Raw genomic sequence first — 22486 nt, 5'->3', positions numbered from 1 at the left:
AACACAGTACATTTTCAAGCACTGACTCAGCCCTGGAGAAACCCATGCCTCATTCAGCCACGCGCAGTACGTTTGAACGTATCGTCATCAATCAATTTACCCCGCTGCACTGCTCGCAGGCCCGCGAAATGCTGGGCTGGAATCGCGAGTACCTGAGTGAGCAGTCCGGGGTTTCAGTCTCGGCCATTGAACGCTTCGAGTCACAAGCCCCCGTTCGCGACGTAACCCGGCTGGCCCTGGCCTATAGCCTTGAGGCGCAGGGCCTGGTGTTCTTTCCCGGCTTTACCCCCGGTCGCGGGGGAAATGTTCGCGGCACAACACCAGACCCGATGGGGCGCGAAGATTTTGCTCTGATCGAGTGAAATACGGCCCTATTGCCCTGGGGTTTCTACCTCAAGCCACCAGGCACGGCCCCGGTGAGGGGTTAGCAGATTGAAAGCCTCACCCATTTGTGGCGTTGTAATCAGCACTTTGCGCTGCTCTGCCAACGCCACAATGCGCTCAAACGGCTCGAACCAGGCATGAAAGGCCAGATCAAAGGTGCCGTTGTGAATAGGTAACAACCAACGCCCGTTGAGGTCGTTGTGCGCTTGCAGGCTGTGTTCGGGCTGCATATGCACATCGGGCCAGTCGGTGTTGTAGGCACCCGTCTCCATCAGGGTCAGATCAAATGGCCCAAACTGCTCGCCGATCAGCTTGAAACCGTCGAAGTAACCTGAGTCTCCACTGAAGAAGATTCGCACGTCATCAATGATCATCACCCAGGATGCCCAAAGCGTCTGGTTATGATCAAACAGGCCGCGGCCTGAAAAGTGCTGGGAAGGAGTCGCGATAAAGCGGATACCTGCAAGTTGGGTGCCCTGCCACCAATCCAGTTGCTGAACCTTGCTGGCTGGTACTCCCCATTTGACCAGCAAGTCGCCCACACCCAGCGGCGCCAAAAACTGCTGTGTTTTGGCGGCCAGTTGCAATACGGTTTTTTGGTCCAGGTGATCGTAATGATTGTGGGAAAGAATCACAGCTTCCAATGGCGGGAGCTCATCAAGGCTGATGGGCGGCGCATGGAAGCGCTTGGGGCCAGCCCACTGGAACGGCGATGCACGCTCAGCATAGACCGGGTCGGTCAACCAGTACTTTCCCTTGAGCTTGAGCAGCAGAGTCGAGTGACCCAACCGGTACACACTGAAATCCGCAGCCTCGTCCAATTGCTCACGGGTCAGCGGTTTGACCGGGATCACACCTGCAGGGCGAGTGCTCGCAGGCTTTTGGAATATCATTCTCCAAAAAATGCCCAAGGTTTTGCCGATACTGGAAGGCGGCCTGACGCCAGCATTTTGAAATGCACCTTTATGACGCTCAGCGGGCTTAGGCCCCTCTGCACTGCTTGAGTCGAGTGCCATGGCTTGAAGGCTCCAGTCAAAAGTGATTAATACTCTGTTTACAGGCCTGTTAGAGGATGATCGACATTCTACTGGCATCCTTCTGCGCCGCAGCTTGCCCTCGACTTAATAAGCTAATCTAGTCCCCATAACTGTTTCAGAATTTTCGGAACAGATGGGGTGTATTCTCGACAAGGCTGACCGACCAGCCAACAATCGATAATGCAGTACCCGGCAGTTGCCAGAAACTCCGCCCGCACATCTTGCGCAGATAGACATGGACAATAAAAGAGGCAAAGGGTTGTCGTTCGCCAAGCGTATTTATGCGCCGCGAGTGATTGGCTCAGGGTTTGGCAGTATCGGGCTAATGGCCGCCCTCTACCCCCTCGACAGATCCATATGGGTTTGGCCACTACTGCTGCTAAACGCGTTCGTATGGCCTCACCTGGCCTATCAATTGTCATCGCGTGCAACCTATCCCTACCGGGCTGAACGTCGAAATATTTTGATTGATTCCCTGTGCGGAGGGTTTTGGGCGGCGGCTATCGAGTTCAATCCGCTGCCTACGGTGATCATCGTGTCGATGATGACCATGCACAACGTGGCTGCCGGAGGGCCAAAACTGCTGGTTCGCGGAGCGCTGGCGCAGCTGGCAGGCGCCCTGGTTGCGTTGCTGCTGTTCGGCTTTGCGTTTACACCCCATACCACCAGCCTGCAGGTCTATGCCTGCGTACCCGTGCTGATTCTTTACCCTTTTGCTGTAGGCATGGTCAGCTATGGTCTGGCAATCACCCTGGCCGAGCATAAACGCACCCTCAGTACCCTCAGCCGCACCGATAGCCTGACCGGGCTGCTTAATCACGGCTCATGGAAAGACCTGCTGCAACTCAGTTTCCAGCAAAGTCTGGAGCGCAATTCTCCGGCGACTCTGGCGCTGATTGATATCGATCACTTCAAACAGATCAACGACACCTACGGGCATATTGTCGGCGACAGTGTATTGCGCCAGCTCAGCAAGGAGCTCAAGGACAATTTGCGTACTGAAGACCTTGCAGGCCGCTACGGCGGTGATGAATTCTGCGTCATCCTGCCCAATCGCACCCTGGACCAGGCCCGGGAAATCATGGAACGGCTGCGCCATGTGATTGACAACTATCAACACGCCGACGAGCCCGGCCTGTGCGTTAGCCTGAGTATCGGGCTTGCCACTTGCCGCCCCGAACTCCTCCAGGCCAGCACGTGGCTGAACGAGGCAGACAAAGCGCTATATATCGCAAAGAATACCGGGCGCAACAAAATCAGTGTTGGCGCAGCAGACACCCTTGCTGAATCACAGCTGAGCAATGATCCGGTATAGAAACAGGGCCCGGGCAGCGCTATTCAACTGATGCAGCGACGCAAGGCCGAAATCTCGGGCACATCCTGGCGATGCATATACACCCTCAAGGGCTCGGTGATGTTCAGGCGGTCATCGATATTCTGATCCAGCAACAACTGAATCAACTCGCGCTTGAGAGTCATGGTGCCAGCACCATCGGCCTGCCAGACAAATTCGCTGGTGGGCGTGATGTTGTCGTCGGCGACATCCATTCCAAATGAATCTTCACTGAAACGGACAATGTGCTGGCCTGTCTTACGATTGAAACCAACAAAGCCGCTAAGTAGGTCGGCGGCCTGACAGATGAGTTGCGAAGTGATACGCATGGTAAACCTCACTGATGAGCCTGAAAGGCTCCGGGACGGTGGTTTACACGCAAGTTCGATTGCCTGCCCCTCTGCCGGGGACGTTGATGTGGCCAAGAATACTGCACATCTTCACGAAAAACCGCTAAAAAACACCCTCTGCTTTTATGATTGAAAGGAACTCAACCAATGCCTGACACTTTTGGCAAAAACGCCCTGCTGCTGAGCCTGCTCCTGGGCTTGGGTGGCGTACAGAATGCTGGCGCATCCAATGCGACCGAGGCGGCACTGGCCAACGCTCACGGCATACCGCGCCCGGCGGTGATCGCCCATCGCGGTGCGTCCTTCGATGCTCCGGAATCAACCGCTGCCGCCTACACCCTTGCCAGGGATCTGGGGGCTGACTATCTGGAAATGGACCTGCAACGCAGCAAGGACGGCGTTCTGTTTGCGCTGCATGACAACAGCCTGTTGCGCACCACTGACGTCGCCAAAAAGTTTCCGCAACGCAAGGACAGCCCGGCCAGCGCCTTTACCCTGGCCGAGCTTAAAACCCTGGATGCCGGCAGTTGGTTCAACCAGGCTTATCCGGATCGCGCGCGCCCGTCCTATGTCGGGCTGCCGATCCTGACCCTGGACGAAATTATCGATATCGCCCAGGGCAATCCACAGTACAAACCGGGCCTCTACATCGAAACCAAAGAGCCCAGGCAGTTCCCGGGCCTTGAACACGATCTGAAAAACAAGTTGAGCGAACGCGGCTGGCTTGAGCCCGTTGCCTCGGCAGAGGCGGAAGGCAAACCACTGGTCGGCCAGGGCAAAGGCCGGGTCATGTTGCAAACCTTCGACAAAAACAGCCTTGAGCTGCTGCAAAAAGAAATGCCCGACACGCCGAAGATCCTGCTGTTATGGGTAGGTGAAGGCGGCATGAAGCCCAACACCTCAGTCAGTTTCGCCGACTCCGGCGAAAAGGATAAAGCCGCGTACTACGCCAAACAGCAACCCAAGGACAAAGCCGAATTCATCCAGTGGCTCGACTTTGCCAAGGCCAACGGTGCCATCGGTACAGGCCCTTCGGCAGCCTTGACCCACGGGGGTGACCAGAGCTACTTCGACCTGATCCAGCCCTGGATGAACAGCGCCGCCCATGACCGGGGCATGCTGGTACATGTTTACACCCTCGATGCCCCCGTTGACTTCAAAAAGGCAATGGACGCAGGTGTCGACGGCATCTTCACCAACCGCGCCAGCGAGTTGCTCACGTATTACCAGCGCCCGGTGCCACAAAGCGTCAATCAGTTGCTGGAGAAAAATGACTTTTAAACCTGCAAGCCGGCAAGGGGCGAAAATTAAGGGTGAGTTAAGTTGCGCCGGTTAATCTGATCCCACTTGAACAGATCAACCCAAAGGGACTCAACATGAAAAAACTTAATCTGGTATTTGCAACTGTTGCCCTGGCTCTGACTGCCGGTATTGCTCAGGCCGATGTACGCCCGGACCATATCCCGGGCCTGATCAAATCGGGTGAAATCACCTCGTTTGAAAAGTTGAATCAAGCAGCACTGGACAAACACCCTGGCGCGACCATTCTCGATACCGAGCTTGATCACTCCTACGGCAAGCTGGTGTATGAAGTTGAATTGCGCGATACCAAAGGCATCAAATGGGACGTAGATCTCGACGCAAAAACCGGCGAAGTGCTGCAAGACAAACAAGACACCTAAGTTGATTTGAATAAAAGGCTGCGCCACTCTTCATGGGTGGCGCGGCCTTTTTATTTAGCGCTTGCTTAGGAATAAGTGCCGCGCTCAAGTGTTCTGGCTAGAATCATCTTTTTGAGCTCGAGCATTTACCATGACGTACGGCACGGCTGACGATATCGCGACAATTAACCGGATCAGTGCCGTACCTGCAATGTTGCAGGTGATTACGGAAATGACCGGTATGCGCTTTGCTGCCGTTGCCCGTGTCACCCAGACCACCTGGACCGCCTGCGCGGTACTCGACAAGCTGGGTTTCGGTTTGCAGTCCGGTGGCGAGCTGGACCTGGTCAGCACCCTGTGCTTTGAAAGCATGAACTCGCACCTGCCGATCATCATTGATAAAGCCAGCGCCGATCCGCTGTACCAACACCATCACACGCCGCGGATTTATCGCTTCGAAAGCTACATCACGATTCCGGTATGGCGCACTGACGGTAGTTTTTTCGGCACCCTGTGCGCACTCGACCCCGAGCCTGCAAGCCTCAGGAACAGTACGATCCAGTCCACAATGGAGTCATTCGCACGCCTGCTGTCGCTGCAAATTGACGCCGAAGAAAACCTGCAACGTACAGAAACCGCGTTGGAGCAGGAGCGTGAAACCGCAGAGCTGCGCGAGCAATTTATCGCTGTTATAGGCCATGACCTGCGCAACCCGTTATTCGCCATCACCACAGCCGCAGAGCGCTTGCTACGGGTGCACCCAGACCCCTCCACCGATGTCCTGGTCAAGCATATCCTGAGCTGCGGCAACCGTGCCTCGCAGCTGGTTGAGGACGTTATGGACTTTGCCCGCGGACGGCTCGGTAGCGGCATCCCGCTGACGCTGCGCGAGTGCCCCGATCTCGACCAGGTCTTCATCCATGTCATCTCGGAACTGCAAAGCGTTCATGCACAACGTTCCATCCGCTCAGACATAGGGCCACTTGAGGGCATCCGCTGTGACAGCGGCCGCCTGGCCCAACTGCTCTCCAACCTGTTGACCAATGCCATCACCCATGGCTGCCCCGACGGGCCCGTTGACATCTCGGCACTGGTACTCAATGGGGTATTCACCCTGAGGATCTGCAACCAGGGCGAGCCCATCCCGGCCGAACAACTGCCGCATTTGTTCAAACCCTACTCACGCCCGGCCACCGACACTCCCCAGGCCGGACTTGGCCTTGGGCTGTATATTGCCAGCCAGATCGCCCTGTCCCACGGCGGCCATATGGAAGTCACCTCGGACCAGGACCAAGGCACAGTCTTCACCTTCAGCATGGCGCTGCCCTGATGCTCTGACGCCCTCGACTGGTATGTGAGACGACATCTTATGACCGCCCGGCCGCGACGCTAGCCATTTGCCATATAGGGGCTAAGGTACTGGCTGTAGACGTTTTAATTGAAATTTCGCCATGTTCGAAAGGAGTCGTTCATGCACACCAAAATTGAGCTGAAACCGCGTTCAACCAGCCGTACTGAAAAACTCGCAGCGCTGCTCTATAGCCTGTTCAGCTATCTGTTTTTTCTACTGACATTTGTTTATCTGATAGGTTTTCTGGGGAATGTCGCCGTCCCGAAAAGTATCGATTCGGGATCTGGCCTGGCATGGCCCTGGGCGCTTGTGGTCGATGTGCTGCTGATCACCGTATTTGCCCTGCAACACAGCATCATGGCGCGCAAAAGCTTCAAGCGCAGGTGGTGTCATGTCATACCGCCAGTTATTGAACGGGCCACTTATGTCCTGGCCTCCAGTGCGGTGCTGGCGCTTATATGCTGGCTGTGGCAGCCGATCGATATCAGTGTCTGGAGTGTACAGTCGCCCTTGTTTGCGGGGTTACTTGTCACGCTGTACTGGTTCGGATGGGGGTTGGTGCTGCTGGCCTCTTTCATGATCAGCCACTTCGAATTGTTTGGCGTCAAACAGCCCTTTGACACCCTGCGCCAACCAAAACCCGTAAACAACGCATTCAGAACCCCCGCGCTCTACAAGCTCGTGCGTCACCCGTTGTATCTGGGATTCCTGATCGCTTTCTGGGTAACGCCCGAGATGAGTGTCGGGCACCTGGTGTTTGCACTGACAAGCACCCTTTACATTCTGATCGGCACCCAACTGGAAGAGAAAGATCTGGTTGAGCTGTTTGGGGACAAGTACCGGGTTTATCAAAAAAACGTCGGCATGTTGCTGCCCTCTCTACGCCGCAAGTCCGGCACCGGGCGCTGACCCACGAATAAATCTGTATTTAGAACCGTGATGGGTAGAAACTGACGCGCTGTTCAGCGGCTACTGACACTGCCTGTCAGATGCCTCCTATTGCGCCTCGACAGAAACCCGACATGAACACCCGCCTATGCGCTTATGAAGACCTGACACCCCGCCAGCGCGAGCAACTGCGCGAGATAGAAGTTCGCCCTGAGCAGATTGCCTTTTGCGGCACCATCGAGTCTGCCCTGCACTCGTTGCCGGTCCAGCCGCAGGCGGGCATCAAAGGGCTGGTGCTGCTCAACGACGAGTTGCCAGTGGCATTTTTGCTTCTCAAGCGCGAGCCGCTTCTGGCCCACTGGGCTGAGCCGGGCTGCGCCACCTTGCACGCACTACAGGTCGACAGCCGTGCTCAGGGCCAGGGATTGGGCAAGGCCTGTTTGCGCGAGCTGGCCAGGGCCATTGAACAGATATGGCCCGAGATTCGCCAATTGATGCTCTCGGTCAGCCCGTTCAATACCAGCGCCATGGCTTTTTATCTGAGCCAGGGCTGGGTCGAGCAAGGCGAGGCCTATCGTGGTGAGCGACGGTTGGTGCTGTCGCTGGCCCCCATGCCGCCCCTGCAGTTGCAGGCAAGCTAAGCAGGCTTTTTGATCGGCAGCCAGATTTCCAGCAGCCCCGTACCGGTGTCCGCATTGAAGTCTGCGCTGTAGCGCTCGAACTCGGGCGCATCAGCGGCTTGGTAGCCCGAATTTGGCAACCAGTCTTTCCAGATCGCCTGAAAGGTCTGACCAAGCGTGTCCAATGCCCCGTGATGCTCAAAGACCGCGTAAGACTGCTCCTGCAGTTCAATCCAGCGATACCGCTCAGGCAGATCATCAAGCTTGCTGATAGCCACGCCAGCAATGTATTCAAAGCCACCCTCGCCATCAGGATTACAACAAACACCGTAGGTTTCCTCGCCAATTTGGCTTGGTACCTTGCCGATTTCCGGGATGAATTTTTCCCATAACAGCGGGATTCGATCAACGCTCTCCTCAGTGAAACGGCCACCCAAACCCGCGATCAATTGAAACTGGCCTTTGGCAAATCGCGGCGCTGACAGCTCGAACTTTTTTAGTTGGTCCATGGGGCATGCTCGATGGAGGAAGTAGGAAACCTAGCATCTGAGTATAGGAACAAAACCACATACAGGTCGGATCAGCGAAAAATAGACGCTGACAGCACCTAGACAAAAGGCCATCAGCGCCCGTATTGTTTCGTCCAGACCACCGCAGTGGTCAACGTCGCTCGGACGGTTCCGGGCGCTTACGTATCAGAGGCACACATGGCAGACCAAGGTTCGCCGCGACGTTTTGCGCGCATAGATCGACTCCCCCCCTACGTTTTCAATATCACTGCCGAGCTGAAGATGGCCGCCCGTCGTCGTGGCGAAGACATCATCGACTTCAGCATGGGTAACCCTGACGGCCCGACACCTCCCCACATCGTCGAAAAACTCTGCACCGTCGCGCAGCGTGAAGACACTCACGGCTACTCGACTTCGCGGGGAATTCCACGCCTGCGCCGGGCCATTTCGCGCTGGTATGCCGACCGTTACAACGTTGAGATCGATCCCGAGCACGAAGCCATTGTCACCATCGGCTCCAAGGAAGGCCTGGCGCACTTGATGCTTGCCACCCTGGATCAGGGCGACACCGTGCTGGTGCCCAACCCCAGCTACCCGATTCATATCTACGGTGCCGTGATTGCCGGTGCCCAGGTGCGTTCGGTACCGCTGATCCCCGGCGTGGACTTTTTTGCTGAGCTGGAAAAAGCTATCCGCGGCTCCATCCCCAAACCGAAAATGATGATCCTGGGCTTCCCGTCCAACCCGACGGCGCAGTGTGTCGAACTGGATTTCTTCGAGCGCGTGGTGGCCCTGGCCAAGCAATATGATGTGCTGGTTGTGCACGATCTGGCCTACGCCGATATCGTCTATGACGGCTGGAAAGCGCCTTCGATCATGCAAGTACCGGGCGCCAAGGACATCGCCGTGGAGTTCTTCACGCTGTCCAAAAGCTACAACATGGCAGGCTGGCGTATCGGTTTTATGGTGGGCAATCCTGAGCTGGTCAATGCTCTGGCGCGAATCAAGAGTTACCACGACTACGGCACCTTTACCCCGCTGCAAGTGGCGGCAATTGCTGCACTTGAGGGTGACCAGCAATGTGTGAAGGATATTGCCGAACAGTATCGTCAGCGCCGTAACGTGATCGTCAAAGGGCTGCACGAACTGGGCTGGATGGTCGAAAACCCGAAAGCTTCGATGTATATCTGGGCCAAGATTCCCGAACACTACGCCCACCTGGGCTCACTGGAATTCGCCAAGAAGCTGCTGGCAGATGCCAAGGTCTGTGTTTCGCCGGGGGTAGGCTTTGGGGAGTACGGTGACGACCATGTGCGCTTTGCCCTGATTGAAAATCAGGATCGCATTCGTCAGGCGCTGCGTGGAATTCGCGCTATGTTCCGCGCTGATGGCTTTAACGCTGGCTAAAACGACTGTGGGAGCTGGTAAACCAGCTCCCACAGGTTTATTGGTGCTTTAAACCACCAACGACAGCAGCAGAATAAAGATCAAACCTACAACCGAGAGGATGGTTTCCATCGCGGTCCAGGTCTTGAAGGTTTCAGCCACGGTCATATTGAAGTACTGCTTCACCAGCCAGAAACCTGCGTCGTTGACGTGAGACAGGATCAACGAGCCTGCGCCGGTTGCCAATACCAGCAGCTCACGGTTCACACCCGGAATCATGTCCACCACCGGCAACACAATCCCCGCCCCGGTAATGGTCGCTACGGTCGCAGAACCCGTCGCGATACGAATCACTGCAGCCACCAGCCAGGCCAGCAAAATCGGCGAAATTTGCGCGTTTACCGCCATATGGCCGATCACGTCACCCACACCGCTGGCTACCAGCATCTGCTTGAAACCGCCGCCCGCACCAATGATCAGAATGATCGCTGCGGTAGGAGCCAGGCTCGCGTCCAGCAGCTTGAGGATGCGTTTGGAGTCGATACCCTGGCGGGCGCCAAAGGTGTACAGCGCCAGCAGCAATGCCAGCAACAGCGCACTGATCGGGTGGCCGATCATGTCCATCCACACACGGAAGAAGTTGCCATCGGGCAGCGCCACGTCGGCGAACGTCTTGAGCAGCATCAGGAATACCGGCAACAGCACGGTGATCAGGGTGATGGAAAAACTCGGCAAGGTGCTGGATTCCGGCTCACTGGCCAGTTGATCCATGAGGTCCTGGGATGCATGGCCCGGGATGTACTTGGCGATAAACGTACCGTAAATCGGTCCGGCAATGATCGCGGTAGGCAGAGCAACAATCAGGCCGTACAGAATGGTCTTGCCGATGTCGGCACCAAACACGCCAATGGCCAGCAGCGGGCCCGGGTGCGGCGGTACCAGCCCGTGAACAGCCGACAAGCCGGCGAGCAGCGGGATACCGATCTTGATGATCGACACGCCAGTACGTCGCGCAACGATAAACACCAGCGGAATCAGCAGTACAAAGCCGATTTCGAAGAACAATGGAATACCGACCAGAAAGGCGGCAAACATCATTGCCCACTGCACCTTGTCCTTGCCGAAGGCACGGATCAAGGTACGGGCGATCTGGTCAGCACCACCGGAGTCGGCCATCATTTTGCCAAGCATGGTGCCCAGCGCCAGGATGATCCCGACAAAGCCCAACACGCCGCCAAAACCATCCTGGAACGACTTGATGATCAGGTTGGCAGGCATGCCGGCCGTCAGCCCCAGAAACGCAGAGGCGATGATCAAGGCAATAAAGGGGTGCAGTTTGAATCGGGTGATCAGTACGATCAGGCCGATAATGGTCACCACTGCATCAAGCAGCAGAAACGTATTATGGGACATGCCTAGCATGGGGCGTCTCCTGCCTTTTTGTTGTTATCAAGTACGGGGGTGCCGCTACAGCCGAGGCAGATAGCGCTATCTGTTTGAAACAACATCATGAAGTTGCCATTACCGTCTGCTCGCACCACCAGTCTCGGGCGGCGCTTGCTAATTGCTTAACGTTCATCTGGGCTGCATTCAGAGTCAGCACCAAGGATTCATTGGTCGGTGATTCAAGCGCAGCGAACTGGCTGTCGATCAGGGTCTTAGGCATAAAGTGCCCCGGACGATCGGCCACCCGGGCAGCCGCCACCTCAGGGGTCAGCTCCAGAAACACAAAACCCAGACCATCTACCGCACTGCGTAAACGCTCGCGATAACGCAGCTTGAGTGCCGAACAGGTCAGCACCGGGCGCTGACCACTGGCAACCGCACGACGCAATTCGTCGCACAGGCTGTCAAGCCAGCCGGCACGGTCTTCATCGGTCAGGGGAATACCGGCACTCATCTTGGCAATGTTGGCCGCCGGGTGAAACGCATCGCCTTCAATCGGGGTCGCGCCATTGAGCTGGCACAATGCCTGGCTAACGCTGGATTTGCCGCAGCCGGCAACACCCATGATGACCAGAGCAGTGATAGGTTGACTCATGAAACACCTCAGTCCGTAGACAGCGCTGTCTTTGTTCATGCGTTCAATACTTGAAAGCAAAGCACAAAGCTTAGGCTACCGACGTCTATTTCTCATTTTTATGGGGAGACGCGGAGACGCTCTCGACATACAAAGCTGGGGTAACTGATTTACACGCAATCAGGCAATTGCGGGTCCGACAGGACAGCGCTACCTTAGTGACTTGTTTTTTGTTTGGCAAGCCGCCCTGATGACCACCTCCAAAAACGATAAAAACACCCGGACCACGGGTCGCCCCACCCTTAACGAAGTTGCCCGCCTTGCGGGGGTCAGCCCCATCACCGCCTCGCGAGCCCTGCGCGGTATCAGCAGCGTTGCCACGGAGCTGGCCGAAAAGGTCCGTGTTGCTGCCGACGAGCTGAACTATGTGGTCAATCCCGCCGCCCGCGCGCTAGCTTCGGCGCAGAGTCATTCTGTCGTGGTGCTGGTACCTTCGCTGTCCAACCTGCTTTTTATAGACACCCTCGAAGCCATCCATGACGTGTTGCGCCCCCGGGGCTTTGAAGTATTGATCGGCAACTTCCACTATTCCCGTGACGAAGAAGAAAATTTGCTGCGCAACTATATGGCCTACCAGCCCCGAGGCCTGCTGCTGACCGGTTTTGATCGTTCTGAAAGCTCACGGCGGATGATCGAGACCAGCAATGTACCCTGCGTGTACATGATGGAGCTGGATGCCGCCGAGGGCTTGAACTGCGTCGGCTTTTCACAGCTGCAGGCCGGTGAAACAGCTGCCCGGCACTTGATCTCCCGTGGCCGCAGACATCTGGCCTATATCGGCGCCCAGCTCGATCAACGCACGTTGCTGCGCGGTGAGGGTTATCGCCGCACTTTGCAGGAAGCCGGACTGTACAACCCTGATCTTGAAGTACTGACGCCACGTCCGTCTTCGGTTGGCCTGGGGGGCGAATTGTTCCTGCAATTGCTCGCCAGCCATCCACAAGTGGATGCGATCTTTTTCGGCAACGACGACCTGGCCCAGGGCGCCTTGCTTGAGGCTGCACGCATCGGCATCAAAATCCCGGAGCAAATCGCCGTACTGGGCTTTAACGACCTGCCGTCTTCAGAGTTTATGGTGCCTCGCCTGAGCAGTATTCGTACGCCCCGGGAAGCTATTGGCCGTCGCGCAGCCGAGCAGATGCTGACACTGATGGCAGGCAATAAAGTTGCCAACCCTGTGCAGGACATGGGCTTTGAACTGATGGTGCGTGAAAGCAGTTAAAGCCCCTCACCCTCATCATGTAAACAGTACAGCTTTAATGCAGTTGCAACGTCGAGTTGAACTGGCTGATGGCATCGACCACATGCCGGGAGCCTTGCTGGATTTCCAGAATCGCTTCCCCGGCCTCATTTGCCAGCTCAACACCAAGCCCTGTGCGGCTAAGGCTCGACTGCATGCTGGTCACAGCGCTCAGCGACAGATCATGATTTCGACGCACCACTTCGACAATTTCCAGGGTGGCCGCACTGGTGCGCGCCGCCAGGCTTCTGACCTCATCGGCCACCACGGCAAAGCCGCGCCCGTGCTCCCCCGCCCGCGCTGCCTCGATCGCGGCATTGAGCGCCAGTAAATTGGTTTGATCCGCAATACCACGAATGGTCTGCACGATCTTGCCGATACTGTCCGACTGTTTGCTTACCGCATCAATGCTCTGCGCTGCTTCATTAAGGTCTTTGGAAATGGCCTCGATGATTTGCACGGTTTGCTGCACCACCTGCGAGCCCTTCTGCGCGCAGGCATCGTTTTGCACCGAAGTGCTGTGGGCCGATTCGGCGGCAGTCTGCAGGTTGGTGACCTGAGCAGTGATATCACTGGCGAATTTCACCACTTTGTACAGGCGCCCCCTGGCATCGAAGATGGGGTTATAGGAGGCCTCGAGAAACACCGTATGACCGTGTTTGTCGACCCGCTCAAATCGTCTGGAATGGTACTCGCCGCGATTGAGCGAGGCCCAGAAAGCCTTGTAGCCGGCTGACTCGGCCTCGCTTCGACGACAGAACATGCCGTGATGCTGGCCGACAATTTCGCTCAGCGAGTAATGCATTGTGTCGAGGAAGTTCTGGTTGGCATTGATTACCCGCCCATCCGGTGAAAACTCGATCACCGCCATCGACCGGCTCAGGGCGTTTACGATGCTCTGGGTTTCGTGTTCTTTATTGATTCGATCTGTGACATCCGAAGCCACCTTGATGACACGCACAACGTGCTGGTCAGCGCCGACGATGGGCATGTAGCTGGCTTCCAGCCACACCTCACGCCCCGCCTTGTCGAGCCGTGAAAAGGTGCCGCTCAAAGGTTCGCCTCGGGCCAGGTCCCGCCAGAAATTGTTGTACTCACTGGAATTAACGTAAGCCGCTTCGCAAAATAGCCGATGGTGCTTGCCCCGAATCTCGTCAGCGGAATAACCCACAACCCGACAAAAATTCTCGTTGGCATCCAGAATGGTGCCGTCAGGGGCGAACTCAATAATTGCCATGGAACGGCTGATAGCCTGCACTTTAGCGGCCATGTCATTTAATAAGCCGCTAAGACGTTGATTTTCGAGCAGATCGGCTTTGCGATGCGAATTAAACATGGCTCAATCCCTGGAGGTGCTGTCTATTGATAATTCAAAAGTTTCAAGACGCAGCCAATCAGCTGGGTATCTCACTCTTAACGTTAGAGCTGTACGCACTTCGAGGGTTTGAGCACTTATGGCTACGACCCCGTAAACATGGAGCATAGCTAGCCAAATGACGCGCGCAAGCAAATGGCCATCAACCTGCGACGGAACGCTCACGCTTTAAAAATTTACCAAATGGATGATGCAGTATTAAAAGTGACAGGGCCCCGAGGAGCGGGCCCCGGTAAATCCACTTAATGACCAAACAATCCGGTATCAGTTTTTTTGGCTTTCTTGTCAGCGCGTTTTTCATCGGCTGTTTTAGCCGGCTTTTTCTTCGCTGCTTTCTTTGAATCCATACCTTTGGACATGTTATGCACTCCAGTAACCAGGGTTGTTCACTGAGGTATAGCACTGATCCATGGTGAACTTTCATTTAAAGTCGGTTATTTCGAAATGAATGCGTATGTGTACGCTTTAATTCCGAATACAGATCACCCACACTATTCAGATAACCCGCAGAAATCTGCCTTTTAGTTATTTATACTGCGCGCCCCTCCCCTGAGCCTGTGGACTTATGACTGCCATTGTTTACGCCCCACTTGAAGCGGCTTTATGGCCACTGATGAACAAGTTTTATCGCACACATCAATCATCGATGAAGGCGGTCAGGGAAGCGCAGTTATGGGTCGCCCGCAAAGAGGGGATTATTGCCGGTTTATGTTTGCGACCAATGGCTCACGGCCACTGGCTGACCGGGCTTTTTGTCGCGCCAGCGCTACGCGGCCAAGGGGTGGCTGGCGATCTGCTCAGCCAGGCAATAGCTGCCGTCGATGGCCCGATCTGGTTGTTCTGCGACCCGCAGTTGCAGGGGTTTTATGAAAAGCTGGGGTTTAGCCTGGACGTGGAATTGCCCCATGCCCTGCATGAGCGGCTGGTTCGCTATCAACGCAACAAAGCGATGATAGCGATGGGCCTTACTCCTTGGTGTGCGGATCCAGATCAGGAAACAGCACCTCAATAAAACCGAACTTGCTGAAGTCCTTGATCCGTGACGGATACAGACGACCGATCAAGTGATCGCACTCATGCTGCACGACCCGCGCATGAAACCCCTCTGCAATCCGTACGATTGGCTCACCCTTGGGGGTGAAACCTTCGTAGCGGATCTTGTGGAAGCGCTCCACGACCCCACGCAGACCCGGCACCGACAGGCAACCCTCCCAGTCCTCTTCAACTGCCGGGCTCAGCGGCGTGATCAGCGGGTTGATCAGAATGGTCTGCGGCACGGCTTCGGCATCCGGGTAACGCTCGCTGTGCTCGAAACCGAACACCACCAGTTGCAGGTCAACGCCAATCTGCGGCGCTGCCAGGCCCACGCCGCCAGCGTGTTCCATGGTCTGCAACATGTCGTCGAGCAGTTGCCAGAGTTCTGGCGTGTCGAACATCTCATCCGGCACCGGTTGGGCCACACGTAATAAACGCTCATCACCCATTTTCAGGATTTCACGAATCATGGTCAGGTTTCATCAGAAGTGGATTTAAGGGAGTGGTCGCGGCCAAGGCCGGAGACATGCTGCTTTGGATCAGGGTCGGCAGACTCATCGAATGTCTTCTCGCCCGGATTTTTTCCTTCAGCCGACATATGTTCGATCACAGCATTCATTTCAGCGCCCAGCAACAGCACCGCGGCCGAAATGTAGAAGTAAAGCAACAGCACAATGATTGCACCGATACTGCCATACATGGCGTTGTAGTCCGCGAAGGTTTTGACATAAAAGGCAAACCCCAAGGAAGCCACAATCCAGACCACTACCGCCAGCACCGAGCCCGGGGTAATAAAACGGAATTTCTGCTCAACATCGGGCATTACGTAATACATCAACGCCACTGCCACCATCATCAGCAAAATAATCGCCGGCCAGCGCAGGATGGTCCACAACGTGACCACAAAGTCTTCAAGCCCCACCTGCCCCGCCAGCCAGCTCATCACCTGCGGTCCGAGCACCATCAGTGCGGCGGCGACCAGCAGCATGCCGGCAATGCCGATCGTGTAGAAAATCGACAGCGGAAAACGTTTCCAGACGGGGCGCCCTTCAACCACGTCGTAGGCAGCATTCATTGCGCTCATCATCAGGCGCACACCCGCAGAAGCCGTCCATAGCGCAATGACGATACCTACCGAAAGCAATCCGCCCTTGGATTGCTGCAACTGGTCGATCACCGGGTTGACCTGCTCCAGCGCTTGCGGCGGCAGTACCAGTTCGGACTGCAGGCGCAACCAGGTAAAGAAGTCTGGCAGATGCAAAAAACCGATCAATGCAATCAGGAACAGAATGAAAGGGAATAACGAAAACAGCATTTGATAGGCCAGCGCCGAGGCGTAGGTCGACATTTCATCGTCGATAAATTCCTTGACCGTTCGGATCAAGACTTTGCCCAAAGGCAGGCCATTCAAGCCTGGGAATAACATAGCGTCTCCTTTCGCCGCATCGTTAATGAGGTCAACACGCCTCCAAGCGAAGGGTTTTACCTAAAAGTAGCCCAATTGGCGACTTTGAAAATACCGGATCGCCAAACCCGTAAAAAGGCCAACCCAACATTGACCTTGTGGTCCGGCATCGAGTTTCATTTATTTTCTGCCCATCATTTCGTCGATCAGCGCAGGTTGGGCTTTATGTTTGCCCGCTAACCCCCGAGAATACGCGACGTATTCAGGCTATGGCGCTGAAGATCCGCAATTGTAGGAAGGTTATGAAACTCGATAAAAAGCTGGCTATTGCCCGCAGGAACCAGGAACTCGGCGGCGCGGTACTCGGCGTCAACAACTGCCATTTCGCCGCACTGAACACCAACAAGAACATCTGGTGGTTCGATATTCCGCTGGCGCGCCTGGCCGTCGGCCAGTACGAATGGGTGCATCTGCTCCTGCACACCCCAAGCACCGACGAACTGCTGCACCTGAAGGTAACGACTGCATTCCTGCGTGAAAAACGCGAAGGCATGGTAGTACGTGCAACGCACAAGCGTACGCCGACCATGAGCCTGGAGTTGAGTGCAGACAAGGACTCCTATCTGCAGGACGTGCGTCCTACAGGTACTGGCGTCAACTTCGCACAGTTTTTACAGAAATAAACCCAAAGGCCAAAACCTGTGGCCGACCTGTAGATACTCTGTTGCAGGTCAAGCCCTATTGTGGGAGCGAGCCTGCTCGCGAACGACCTTCGCGAGCAGGCTCGCGCCCACAGTTGCAGTGTTCCTTCGGCAGCTGCTACAACAGACCTTCACCGTATCAAAACGAAAAATCCCCGCATTGCGGGGATTTTTCGTATCCAGGCCTGTTACTTCTTGAGGCCCAGCTTTTTCAGTTCTTCGTCTCGCAACTCACGACGCAGGATCTTGCCCACGTTGGTGGTCGGCAAGCTGTCGCGGAACTCGACGAACTTGGGCGCCTTGTAAGCCGTCAGGTTGGCACGCATATGCGTCATGACCTGTTCCTTGGTCAGCGTCATACCCGGCTTGACCACGATAAACACCTTGATCAGCTCACCGGTCTTCTCGTCCGGAATACCGATTGCAGCGCACTGCAATACGCCCGGCAAGGAGGCCATCACGTCTTCCAGCTCGTTGGGGTAAACATTGAAGCCCGACACCAGAATCATGTCTTTTTTGCGATCAACGATACGCATGTAGCCATCAGGCTGAATCACTGCGATATCACCGGATTTCAACCAGCCTTCGCTGTCCATGATCTCGGCGGTGGCGTCAGGACGCTCCCAGTAGCCTTTCATGACCTGCGGGCCCTTGATGCACAGCTCGCCGACTTCACCCAGCGGCAGCTCTTCGCCGGCATCGTTAATCACTTTGCACAGGGTCGAAGGCACCGGAATGCCAATGGTACCGATCTGAATGCTCTGGGCCGGGTTGACCGTGGCTACCGGACTGGTCTCGGTCATGCCATAACCTTCGCAGATCGGGCAACCGGTCACGGTCTTCCAGCGCTCGGCCACCGACAGTTGCAAGGCCATGCCACCCGAGAGCGTCACTTTGAGGGCCGAGAAATCCAGCTTGCGGAACGCCTCGCTGTTGCACAGCGCCACAAACAGGGTATTGAGGCCGACAAAACCGGTGAATTTCCACTTGGACAGCTCTTTGACCATCGCCGGTAAATCACGGGGGTTACTGATCAATACGTTGTGATTGCCCAGTAGCATCATCGCCATGCAGTGAAAGGTAAAGGCGTAGATGTGATACAGCGGCAAAGGCGTAATCAGGATTTCACAACCTTCATCGAGGTTGGAGGCCATCAATGCCTTGCACTGCAACATGTTGGCGATCAGGTTGCGATGGGTCAGCATCGCGCCCTTGGCCACACCGGTAGTGCCGCCCGTGTATTGCAGCACGGCAACATCACTGCTCACCGGGCTGGCTTCCTTGACCGGCTGGCCCTGGCCTTTGCTCAGCACGTCGTTGAACTTGACGGCCTGTGGCAAATGATAAGCAGGGACCATCTTTTTCACGTACTTGATGACGCTATTGATCAGCACCCGCTTGAAAGGCGACAGCATGTCAGCCACTTCGGTGACGATCACATACTTGACCGACGTCTGGGGCACGACTTTTTCAGCCAGATGCGCCATGTTCGCCAGGCACACCAGTGCCTTGGCACCGGAATCCTTGAACTGGTGTTCCATTTCCCGCGCGGTGTACAGCGGGTTGGTGTTGACCACAATCAAACCGGCGCGGATGGCTCCGAACACAGCAATCGGGTATTGCAACAGGTTGGGCAGCTGCACGGCGATGCGATCGCCCGGCTGCAAGTCGGTGTGCTGCTGCAACCAGGCTGCAAAAGCGCCCGACTGCTCATAGAGCTCACCGTAGGTAATGGTTTTGCCGAGGTTACTGAACGCCGGTTTATCGGCGAAACGCTGGCAAGATTCCCGCAGTACCGTCTGAATATTTGGATATTCATCTGGATTGATTTCAGCAGCAATCCCAGCTGGGTACTTATCCTTCCAAAAGCCTTCAATCATGGAAGCCCACTCCTCAGCGTCGCGAATTCTTCACCGCATCGGGTGCGGTTCTTATTTGTTTGATTTTTATAATGGACAGCTCTGACTTTCACTTACCCTGAAGTCACAAAGCGCGCCGAGAGTAGCAGCTTTGCCAAAGGCCGCCTAGAGCCAAAAACCGGGTTTAGAGTCACCAACCTGACTGTAGGACAATCCAAAGTCATCATTAGTATAAACACTCTATTAACCGATAAACCCCTCTATCTCAGGTATTACAGCCCCTTATCATAGGCATAAAAAAACGCCCGCGGCCTTTCAGCCTGCGAGCGTCTGTCGCCATGATGAACGAATCAGGCGGTATCCCGTAACTCCCGTCGCAGGATTTTTCCCACCGGCGTCATGGGCAAAGCATCACGCAACACTATTTGCTTGGGCACCTTGTAACCGGTGAAATTTTCCTTGCAGTAGGCCTTGAGCTCCTCAACGGTCACCCCGCCTGCACGCGGCACCACAAACAGTTTGACTGCCTCGCCCGTGCGCTCATCAGGTACGCCGATAACTGCGCAATTGGCCACTTTAGGGTGTGCCATCACGATATCTTCGATTTCGTTGGGGTAGACATTAAAGCCTGAGACGATAATCAGATCTTTCTTGCGATCGACGATGCGGACAAAACCGTCCGGATCAATCACGGCGACATCGCCGGTCTTGAACCAGCCCTCGGCGTCCAGCACCTCGGCCGTAGCCTCGGGGTTTTGCCAGTAACCCTTCATCACTTGCGGGCCTTTGATGCATAGCTCGCCGCGCTCACCCAGCCCAACCTCATTGCCATCATCGCTGATCACCTTCATCAGCGTTCCCGGTACCGGCATGCCCACAGTGCCCAGACGCGCCTGCGGGCCGTAAGGGTTGGCACTGGCCACCGGTGAGGTTTCAGTCAAGCCATAGCCTTCGACGATGCGACAGCCGGTGAGCCTTTCCCAACGCTCAGCTGTGGTCTTGACCAGCGCAGTACCGCCTGAGTTGGTGAGCTTGAGGTGGGAGAAATCCAGGTCTTTAAAGTCAGGATGGTCCATCAGAGCCACAAACAGGGTGTTCAAGCCCAGCAACCCGGAGAACTTCCAGTTTTTCAGCTCCTTGATAAAACCCTTGATATCGCGCGGATTGGTAATCAACAGGTTGTGATTGCCCGTAACCATCATGCACATGCAATTGGCCGTGAATGCGTAGATATGGTAAAGCGGCAACGGTGCCACCATGATCTCTTGACCGTCCTTGAACATCGGCAGGCCATCTTCGGCATGCTGGGACAGGCACGCACGAATCTGCTGCATATTGGCGACCAGATTGCCATGGGTGAGCATCGCGCCCTTGGGCAGGCCGGTGGTACCGCCGGTGTACTGCAGGACGGCGATATCATCCAGCGCTACCGCCAGTGGCCGGATCACCTGCCCCGCGCCCCGGCGCAAGACGCTTTTGAAGGCAATGGCCTGGGGCAACTGATAGGCAGGCACCAGTTTTTTCACCTTGTCGACCACCAGATTGGTGATCCAGCCTTTGGCGGCGGGCATCATGTCGCCCATTCTGGCTTCGATCAGGTAGTCGATTTCAGTGTCTTGCAGCACTTCCTGTACGCGCTTGCCGAACATGTTCAAGTACACCAGTGCACGAATGCCAGCGCTTTTGAACTGATGGCGCATCTCGCGCGAGGTGTAGAGCGGGTTGGTATTGACCACAATCAGGCCTGCACGCATGGCTCCGAACACGGCAATCGGATATTGCAGGGTGTTGGGCATTTGTACGGCAATACGGTCGCCCGGCTTGAGATCGGTGTACTCCTGCAGATAACCGGCAAACGCGGCACTGTGGCGCTCAAGCTCGGCATAGGTGATGGTCACTCCCAGATTGCTGAAGGCCGGGCGATCCGCAAACTTTTTGCAGGAGCGCTCAAACACGTCAACAACCGATTTAAAAGCCGTCATGTCGATATCCAGCGGTACACCGGCGGGACGTTTGTCATTCCAGAAATCAGGTTGCATTGTTTTTATCCTCGTACCTGAGTGTGCCTGGCCGCGTCTCGTGTCGAATGAAAAGCGGAGCTTGCGGACGTTAACAGTTATAAAGTTGTAGGCAAATACAGCGATCTTCGCCATTTACATCTTGAATCTTATTGCCGGGTAAACGCCCGTTAACTGGCCCCCTTGCAAATGCGCTATACACTGGTACGACAATAATTAAAGGAAATGCCATGACCCCTGAGACTTTCTGGCTGGAAGCGAATGACCGCAGCGGTCTTTTCGTTAACCAGTGGCTGCCGGACAGTACACCCAGGGCTGTTGTCCTGCTGGCTCATGGCATGGCCGAACACAGTGGCCGTTATGCGCACCTGGGCCAGGCCCTGTGTGCTGCCGGTTTTGCCCTGTATGCCCATGATCAGCGCGGTCACGGTAAAACAGCCGAGCGCGGCACCCTGGGCTATTTTGCCGACAATGATGGCTGGTGCGCGGTGGTCAGCGACGTGGCCAGCCTGAGCCGGCATATCGGCCAGGCCCACCCTGGCATACCGGTTTTTTTGCTCGGGCACAGCATGGGCAGCTATATCGCGCAGGCGTATGTGATGCATCACAGTGCCAGCCTGCAAGGGGTGATTCTGAGTGCTTCGAATTTCCAGCCGGTGGCGCTCTATCGTGCAGCCAGCCTGATCGCCCGACTAGAGCGTTGGCGCCAGGGAGCCAAGGGCCGCAGTGCGCTGATCGAATGGTTGTCGTTCGGCTCGTTCAACAAGGCCTTCAAACCCAATCGCACGCCGTATGACTGGCTCAGCCGCGATCCGGCCCAGGTCGATGCCTACGCCAGCGACCCCCTGTGCGGCTTTCGGTGCACCAACCAACTGTGGATCGACCTGCTCGGCGGGTTGCAGCAAATCAGCAAAGCGTCCAATCTCGCTCAGATCGATCCGGGCCTGCCGCTGCTGATAATCGGCGGCGAATGTGATCCGGTGAGTGAAGGCAAGCGTCTCACTGATCTGGCCAGGGCATTGCGAAATGCCGGCAATCGTCAGTTGCAACTGAATCTGTATCCGCAAGCGCGGCATGAACTCTTCAACGAAACCAACCGCGATGAAGTCATGGCTGATGTAATTAAGTGGCTAAATCAGGCATTGAGCCACTCCCGCCCGTCGCGAAGCGAATGAGCGAAAAACAGATTTACACCTAAAAAGCTTTTAAAATCATAGCTTTAAAACCAAACACTCGTCACAGGACATGCGCTAG

22 protein-coding genes are annotated in these 22486 nt (G+C 55.7%); 12 read left to right on the top strand and 10 right to left on the bottom strand.

Annotated features, from left to right (window positions below; all coding sequences use genetic code 11):
• The first annotated feature begins 44 nt into the window (after positions 1 to 44).
• Positions 45 to 362: a helix-turn-helix transcriptional regulator gene (locus tag EQV96_RS08470; protein WP_095003246.1), complete on the top strand. Its 318-nt coding sequence runs from the start codon at positions 45 to 47 to the stop codon at positions 360 to 362.
• A 9-nt stretch (positions 363 to 371) separates the two neighbouring features.
• Here EQV96_RS08470 and EQV96_RS08465 read toward each other — a convergent pair whose 3' ends face one another.
• Positions 372 to 1400, bottom strand: coding sequence for an MBL fold metallo-hydrolase (locus EQV96_RS08465; protein WP_095003247.1), 1029 nt, complete (start codon positions 1398 to 1400; stop codon positions 372 to 374).
• Positions 1401 to 1656: 256 nt separating this feature from the next.
• Between EQV96_RS08465 and EQV96_RS08460 the strand changes: the two genes are divergently transcribed.
• Positions 1657 to 2736: a diguanylate cyclase gene (locus EQV96_RS08460; RefSeq protein WP_095003248.1), complete on the top strand. Its 1080-nt coding sequence runs from the start codon at positions 1657 to 1659 to the stop codon at positions 2734 to 2736.
• Positions 2737 to 2759: 23 nt separating this feature from the next.
• On the opposite strand, the gene EQV96_RS08455 is transcribed toward EQV96_RS08460, so the two are convergent.
• Positions 2760 to 3083: a DUF2025 family protein gene (locus EQV96_RS08455; RefSeq protein ID WP_095019703.1), complete on the bottom strand. Its 324-nt coding sequence runs from the start codon at positions 3081 to 3083 to the stop codon at positions 2760 to 2762.
• A gap of 168 nt (positions 3084 to 3251) precedes the next feature.
• On the opposite strand from EQV96_RS08455, the gene EQV96_RS08450 reads away from it, so the two are divergent.
• The 5 genes from EQV96_RS08450 to EQV96_RS08430 all read left to right on the top strand — a co-directional run bounded on the left by EQV96_RS08450 (position 3252) and on the right by EQV96_RS08430 (position 7645).
• Positions 3252 to 4385 carry a glycerophosphodiester phosphodiesterase gene (locus EQV96_RS08450; RefSeq protein ID WP_240881731.1) on the top strand — a complete coding sequence of 378 codons (1134 nt, stop codon included), beginning with the start codon at positions 3252 to 3254 and terminating at the stop codon, positions 4383 to 4385.
• Positions 4386 to 4480: 95 nt separating this feature from the next.
• Entirely contained in the window at positions 4481 to 4786 is a 306-nt protein-coding gene (locus EQV96_RS08445) for a PepSY domain-containing protein (protein ID WP_095003251.1), read from the top strand.
• Between the two features lie 130 nt (positions 4787 to 4916).
• Positions 4917 to 6095 carry a GAF domain-containing sensor histidine kinase gene (locus tag EQV96_RS08440; protein WP_240881729.1) on the top strand — a complete coding sequence of 393 codons (1179 nt, stop codon included), beginning with the start codon at positions 4917 to 4919 and terminating at the stop codon, positions 6093 to 6095.
• Between the two features lie 141 nt (positions 6096 to 6236).
• Positions 6237 to 7025, top strand: a complete 789-nt coding sequence (mddA, locus tag EQV96_RS08435) for a methanethiol S-methyltransferase (RefSeq protein WP_240881962.1) — start codon at positions 6237 to 6239, stop codon at positions 7023 to 7025.
• A 113-nt stretch (positions 7026 to 7138) separates the two neighbouring features.
• Positions 7139 to 7645 (top strand): GNAT family N-acetyltransferase, encoded by a 507-nt coding sequence (locus EQV96_RS08430; protein WP_153327079.1) that lies wholly within the window; start codon positions 7139 to 7141, stop codon positions 7643 to 7645.
• Here EQV96_RS08430 and EQV96_RS08425 read toward each other — a convergent pair.
• On the bottom strand, positions 7642 to 8133 hold the full coding sequence (locus EQV96_RS08425) for a GyrI-like domain-containing protein (RefSeq protein WP_095003255.1): 492 nt from the start codon (positions 8131 to 8133) through the stop codon (positions 7642 to 7644). The genes EQV96_RS08430 and EQV96_RS08425 overlap by 4 nt on opposite strands.
• 198 nt (positions 8134 to 8331) lie before the next feature.
• Here EQV96_RS08425 and alaC point away from each other — a divergent pair, with 198 nt between their 5' ends.
• Positions 8332 to 9540 (top strand): alanine transaminase, encoded by a 1209-nt coding sequence (alaC, locus tag EQV96_RS08420; RefSeq protein ID WP_095003256.1) that lies wholly within the window; start codon positions 8332 to 8334, stop codon positions 9538 to 9540.
• Between the two features lie 48 nt (positions 9541 to 9588).
• Here the strand turns inward: alaC and EQV96_RS08415 are convergent, their stop codons facing one another.
• Both EQV96_RS08415 and EQV96_RS08410 read right to left on the bottom strand, forming a co-directional pair.
• A complete protein-coding gene (locus tag EQV96_RS08415) occupies positions 9589 to 10941 on the bottom strand; it encodes a GntP family permease (RefSeq protein ID WP_095003257.1) in 1353 nt (450 codons plus the stop codon).
• 85 nt (positions 10942 to 11026) lie between these two features.
• Positions 11027 to 11560: a gluconokinase, GntK/IdnK-type gene (locus EQV96_RS08410; RefSeq protein ID WP_095003258.1), complete on the bottom strand. Its 534-nt coding sequence runs from the start codon at positions 11558 to 11560 to the stop codon at positions 11027 to 11029.
• Between the two features lie 229 nt (positions 11561 to 11789).
• On the opposite strand from EQV96_RS08410, the gene EQV96_RS08405 reads away from it, so the two are divergent.
• The gene (locus EQV96_RS08405; protein ID WP_095003278.1) at positions 11790 to 12821 is read left to right on the top strand and encodes a LacI family DNA-binding transcriptional regulator; all 1032 of its coding nucleotides are present in this window, start codon (positions 11790 to 11792) and stop codon (positions 12819 to 12821) included.
• Between the two features lie 34 nt (positions 12822 to 12855).
• Here EQV96_RS08405 and EQV96_RS08400 read toward each other — a convergent pair whose 3' ends face one another.
• A complete protein-coding gene (locus EQV96_RS08400) occupies positions 12856 to 14175 on the bottom strand; it encodes a PAS domain-containing methyl-accepting chemotaxis protein (RefSeq protein WP_240881727.1) in 1320 nt (439 codons plus the stop codon).
• 604 nt (positions 14176 to 14779) lie between these two features.
• On the opposite strand from EQV96_RS08400, the gene EQV96_RS08395 reads away from it, so the two are divergent.
• Positions 14780 to 15226, top strand: a complete 447-nt coding sequence (locus EQV96_RS08395) for a GNAT family N-acetyltransferase (RefSeq protein ID WP_095020857.1) — start codon at positions 14780 to 14782, stop codon at positions 15224 to 15226.
• Here the strand turns inward: EQV96_RS08395 and def are convergent.
• Both def and EQV96_RS08385 read right to left on the bottom strand, forming a co-directional pair.
• Positions 15180 to 15719 carry a peptide deformylase gene (def, locus tag EQV96_RS08390; protein WP_095003261.1) on the bottom strand — a complete coding sequence of 180 codons (540 nt, stop codon included), beginning with the start codon at positions 15717 to 15719 and terminating at the stop codon, positions 15180 to 15182. The genes EQV96_RS08395 and def overlap by 47 nt on opposite strands.
• A gap of 2 nt (positions 15720 to 15721) precedes the next feature.
• Positions 15722 to 16675 carry a YihY/virulence factor BrkB family protein gene (locus EQV96_RS08385; protein ID WP_095003262.1) on the bottom strand — a complete coding sequence of 318 codons (954 nt, stop codon included), beginning with the start codon at positions 16673 to 16675 and terminating at the stop codon, positions 15722 to 15724.
• 281 nt (positions 16676 to 16956) lie between these two features.
• On the opposite strand from EQV96_RS08385, the gene EQV96_RS08380 reads away from it, so the two are divergent.
• Complete coding sequence (locus EQV96_RS08380) at positions 16957 to 17337, top strand: hypothetical protein (RefSeq protein WP_016782092.1); 381 nt, start codon at positions 16957 to 16959, stop codon at positions 17335 to 17337.
• A 206-nt stretch (positions 17338 to 17543) separates the two neighbouring features.
• Here EQV96_RS08380 and fadD1 read toward each other — a convergent pair whose 3' ends face one another.
• Positions 17544 to 19235, bottom strand: a complete 1692-nt coding sequence (gene fadD1, locus EQV96_RS08375) for a long-chain-fatty-acid--CoA ligase FadD1 (RefSeq protein ID WP_095003263.1) — start codon at positions 19233 to 19235, stop codon at positions 17544 to 17546.
• A gap of 329 nt (positions 19236 to 19564) precedes the next feature.
• Entirely contained in the window at positions 19565 to 21253 is a 1689-nt protein-coding gene (gene fadD2, locus EQV96_RS08370) for a long-chain-fatty-acid--CoA ligase FadD2 (RefSeq protein WP_240881725.1), read from the bottom strand.
• A gap of 209 nt (positions 21254 to 21462) precedes the next feature.
• On the opposite strand from fadD2, the gene EQV96_RS08365 reads away from it, so the two are divergent.
• The gene (locus EQV96_RS08365; protein ID WP_095003265.1) at positions 21463 to 22407 is read left to right on the top strand and encodes an alpha/beta hydrolase; all 945 of its coding nucleotides are present in this window, start codon (positions 21463 to 21465) and stop codon (positions 22405 to 22407) included.
• The last annotated feature ends 79 nt before the right edge of the window (positions 22408 to 22486 follow it).

It is taken from the genome of Pseudomonas sp. TMW22080, assembly GCF_022496745.1.
In the GTDB taxonomy this organism is placed as follows: Bacteria; Pseudomonadota; Gammaproteobacteria; order Pseudomonadales; family Pseudomonadaceae; genus Aquipseudomonas; species Aquipseudomonas bubulae.
The sequence above is the reverse complement of the archived record's forward strand: the minus strand, read 5'-3'. Positions and strand labels throughout refer to the sequence as shown.

Bases quoted from the DNA above. Each gene is read 5' to 3' on its own strand.
- EQV96_RS08385 (WP_095003262.1), bottom strand. From the start codon at position 16,675: ATGTTATTCCCAGGCTTGAATGGCCTGCCTTTGGGCAAAGTCTTGATC.
- def (WP_095003261.1), bottom strand. From the start codon at position 15,719: ATGATTCGTGAAATCCTGAAAATGGGTGATGAGCGTTTATTACGTGTG.
- fadD1 (WP_095003263.1), bottom strand. From the start codon at position 19,235: ATGATTGAAGGCTTTTGGAAGGATAAGTACCCAGCTGGGATTGCTGCT.
- EQV96_RS08425 (WP_095003255.1), bottom strand. From the start codon at position 8,133: ATGGACCAACTAAAAAAGTTCGAGCTGTCAGCGCCGCGATTTGCCAAA.
- EQV96_RS08415 (WP_095003257.1), bottom strand. From the start codon at position 10,941: ATGCTAGGCATGTCCCATAATACGTTTCTGCTGCTTGATGCAGTGGTG.
- EQV96_RS08460 (WP_095003248.1), top strand. From the start codon at position 1,657: ATGGACAATAAAAGAGGCAAAGGGTTGTCGTTCGCCAAGCGTATTTAT.
- EQV96_RS08380 (WP_016782092.1), top strand. From the start codon at position 16,957: ATGAAACTCGATAAAAAGCTGGCTATTGCCCGCAGGAACCAGGAACTC.
- EQV96_RS08395 (WP_095020857.1), top strand. From the start codon at position 14,780: ATGACTGCCATTGTTTACGCCCCACTTGAAGCGGCTTTATGGCCACTG.
- EQV96_RS08400 (WP_240881727.1), bottom strand. From the start codon at position 14,175: ATGTTTAATTCGCATCGCAAAGCCGATCTGCTCGAAAATCAACGTCTT.
- EQV96_RS08405 (WP_095003278.1), top strand. From the start codon at position 11,790: ATGACCACCTCCAAAAACGATAAAAACACCCGGACCACGGGTCGCCCC.
- EQV96_RS08450 (WP_240881731.1), top strand. From the start codon at position 3,252: ATGCCTGACACTTTTGGCAAAAACGCCCTGCTGCTGAGCCTGCTCCTG.
- EQV96_RS08465 (WP_095003247.1), bottom strand. From the start codon at position 1,400: ATGGCACTCGACTCAAGCAGTGCAGAGGGGCCTAAGCCCGCTGAGCGT.
- EQV96_RS08445 (WP_095003251.1), top strand. From the start codon at position 4,481: ATGAAAAAACTTAATCTGGTATTTGCAACTGTTGCCCTGGCTCTGACT.
- EQV96_RS08440 (WP_240881729.1), top strand. From the start codon at position 4,917: ATGACGTACGGCACGGCTGACGATATCGCGACAATTAACCGGATCAGT.
- EQV96_RS08430 (WP_153327079.1), top strand. From the start codon at position 7,139: ATGAACACCCGCCTATGCGCTTATGAAGACCTGACACCCCGCCAGCGC.
- mddA (WP_240881962.1), top strand. From the start codon at position 6,237: ATGCACACCAAAATTGAGCTGAAACCGCGTTCAACCAGCCGTACTGAA.
- EQV96_RS08410 (WP_095003258.1), bottom strand. From the start codon at position 11,560: ATGAGTCAACCTATCACTGCTCTGGTCATCATGGGTGTTGCCGGCTGC.
- EQV96_RS08365 (WP_095003265.1), top strand. From the start codon at position 21,463: ATGACCCCTGAGACTTTCTGGCTGGAAGCGAATGACCGCAGCGGTCTT.
- alaC (WP_095003256.1), top strand. From the start codon at position 8,332: ATGGCAGACCAAGGTTCGCCGCGACGTTTTGCGCGCATAGATCGACTC.
- EQV96_RS08470 (WP_095003246.1), top strand. From the start codon at position 45: ATGCCTCATTCAGCCACGCGCAGTACGTTTGAACGTATCGTCATCAAT.
- fadD2 (WP_240881725.1), bottom strand. From the start codon at position 21,253: ATGCAACCTGATTTCTGGAATGACAAACGTCCCGCCGGTGTACCGCTG.
- EQV96_RS08455 (WP_095019703.1), bottom strand. From the start codon at position 3,083: ATGCGTATCACTTCGCAACTCATCTGTCAGGCCGCCGACCTACTTAGC.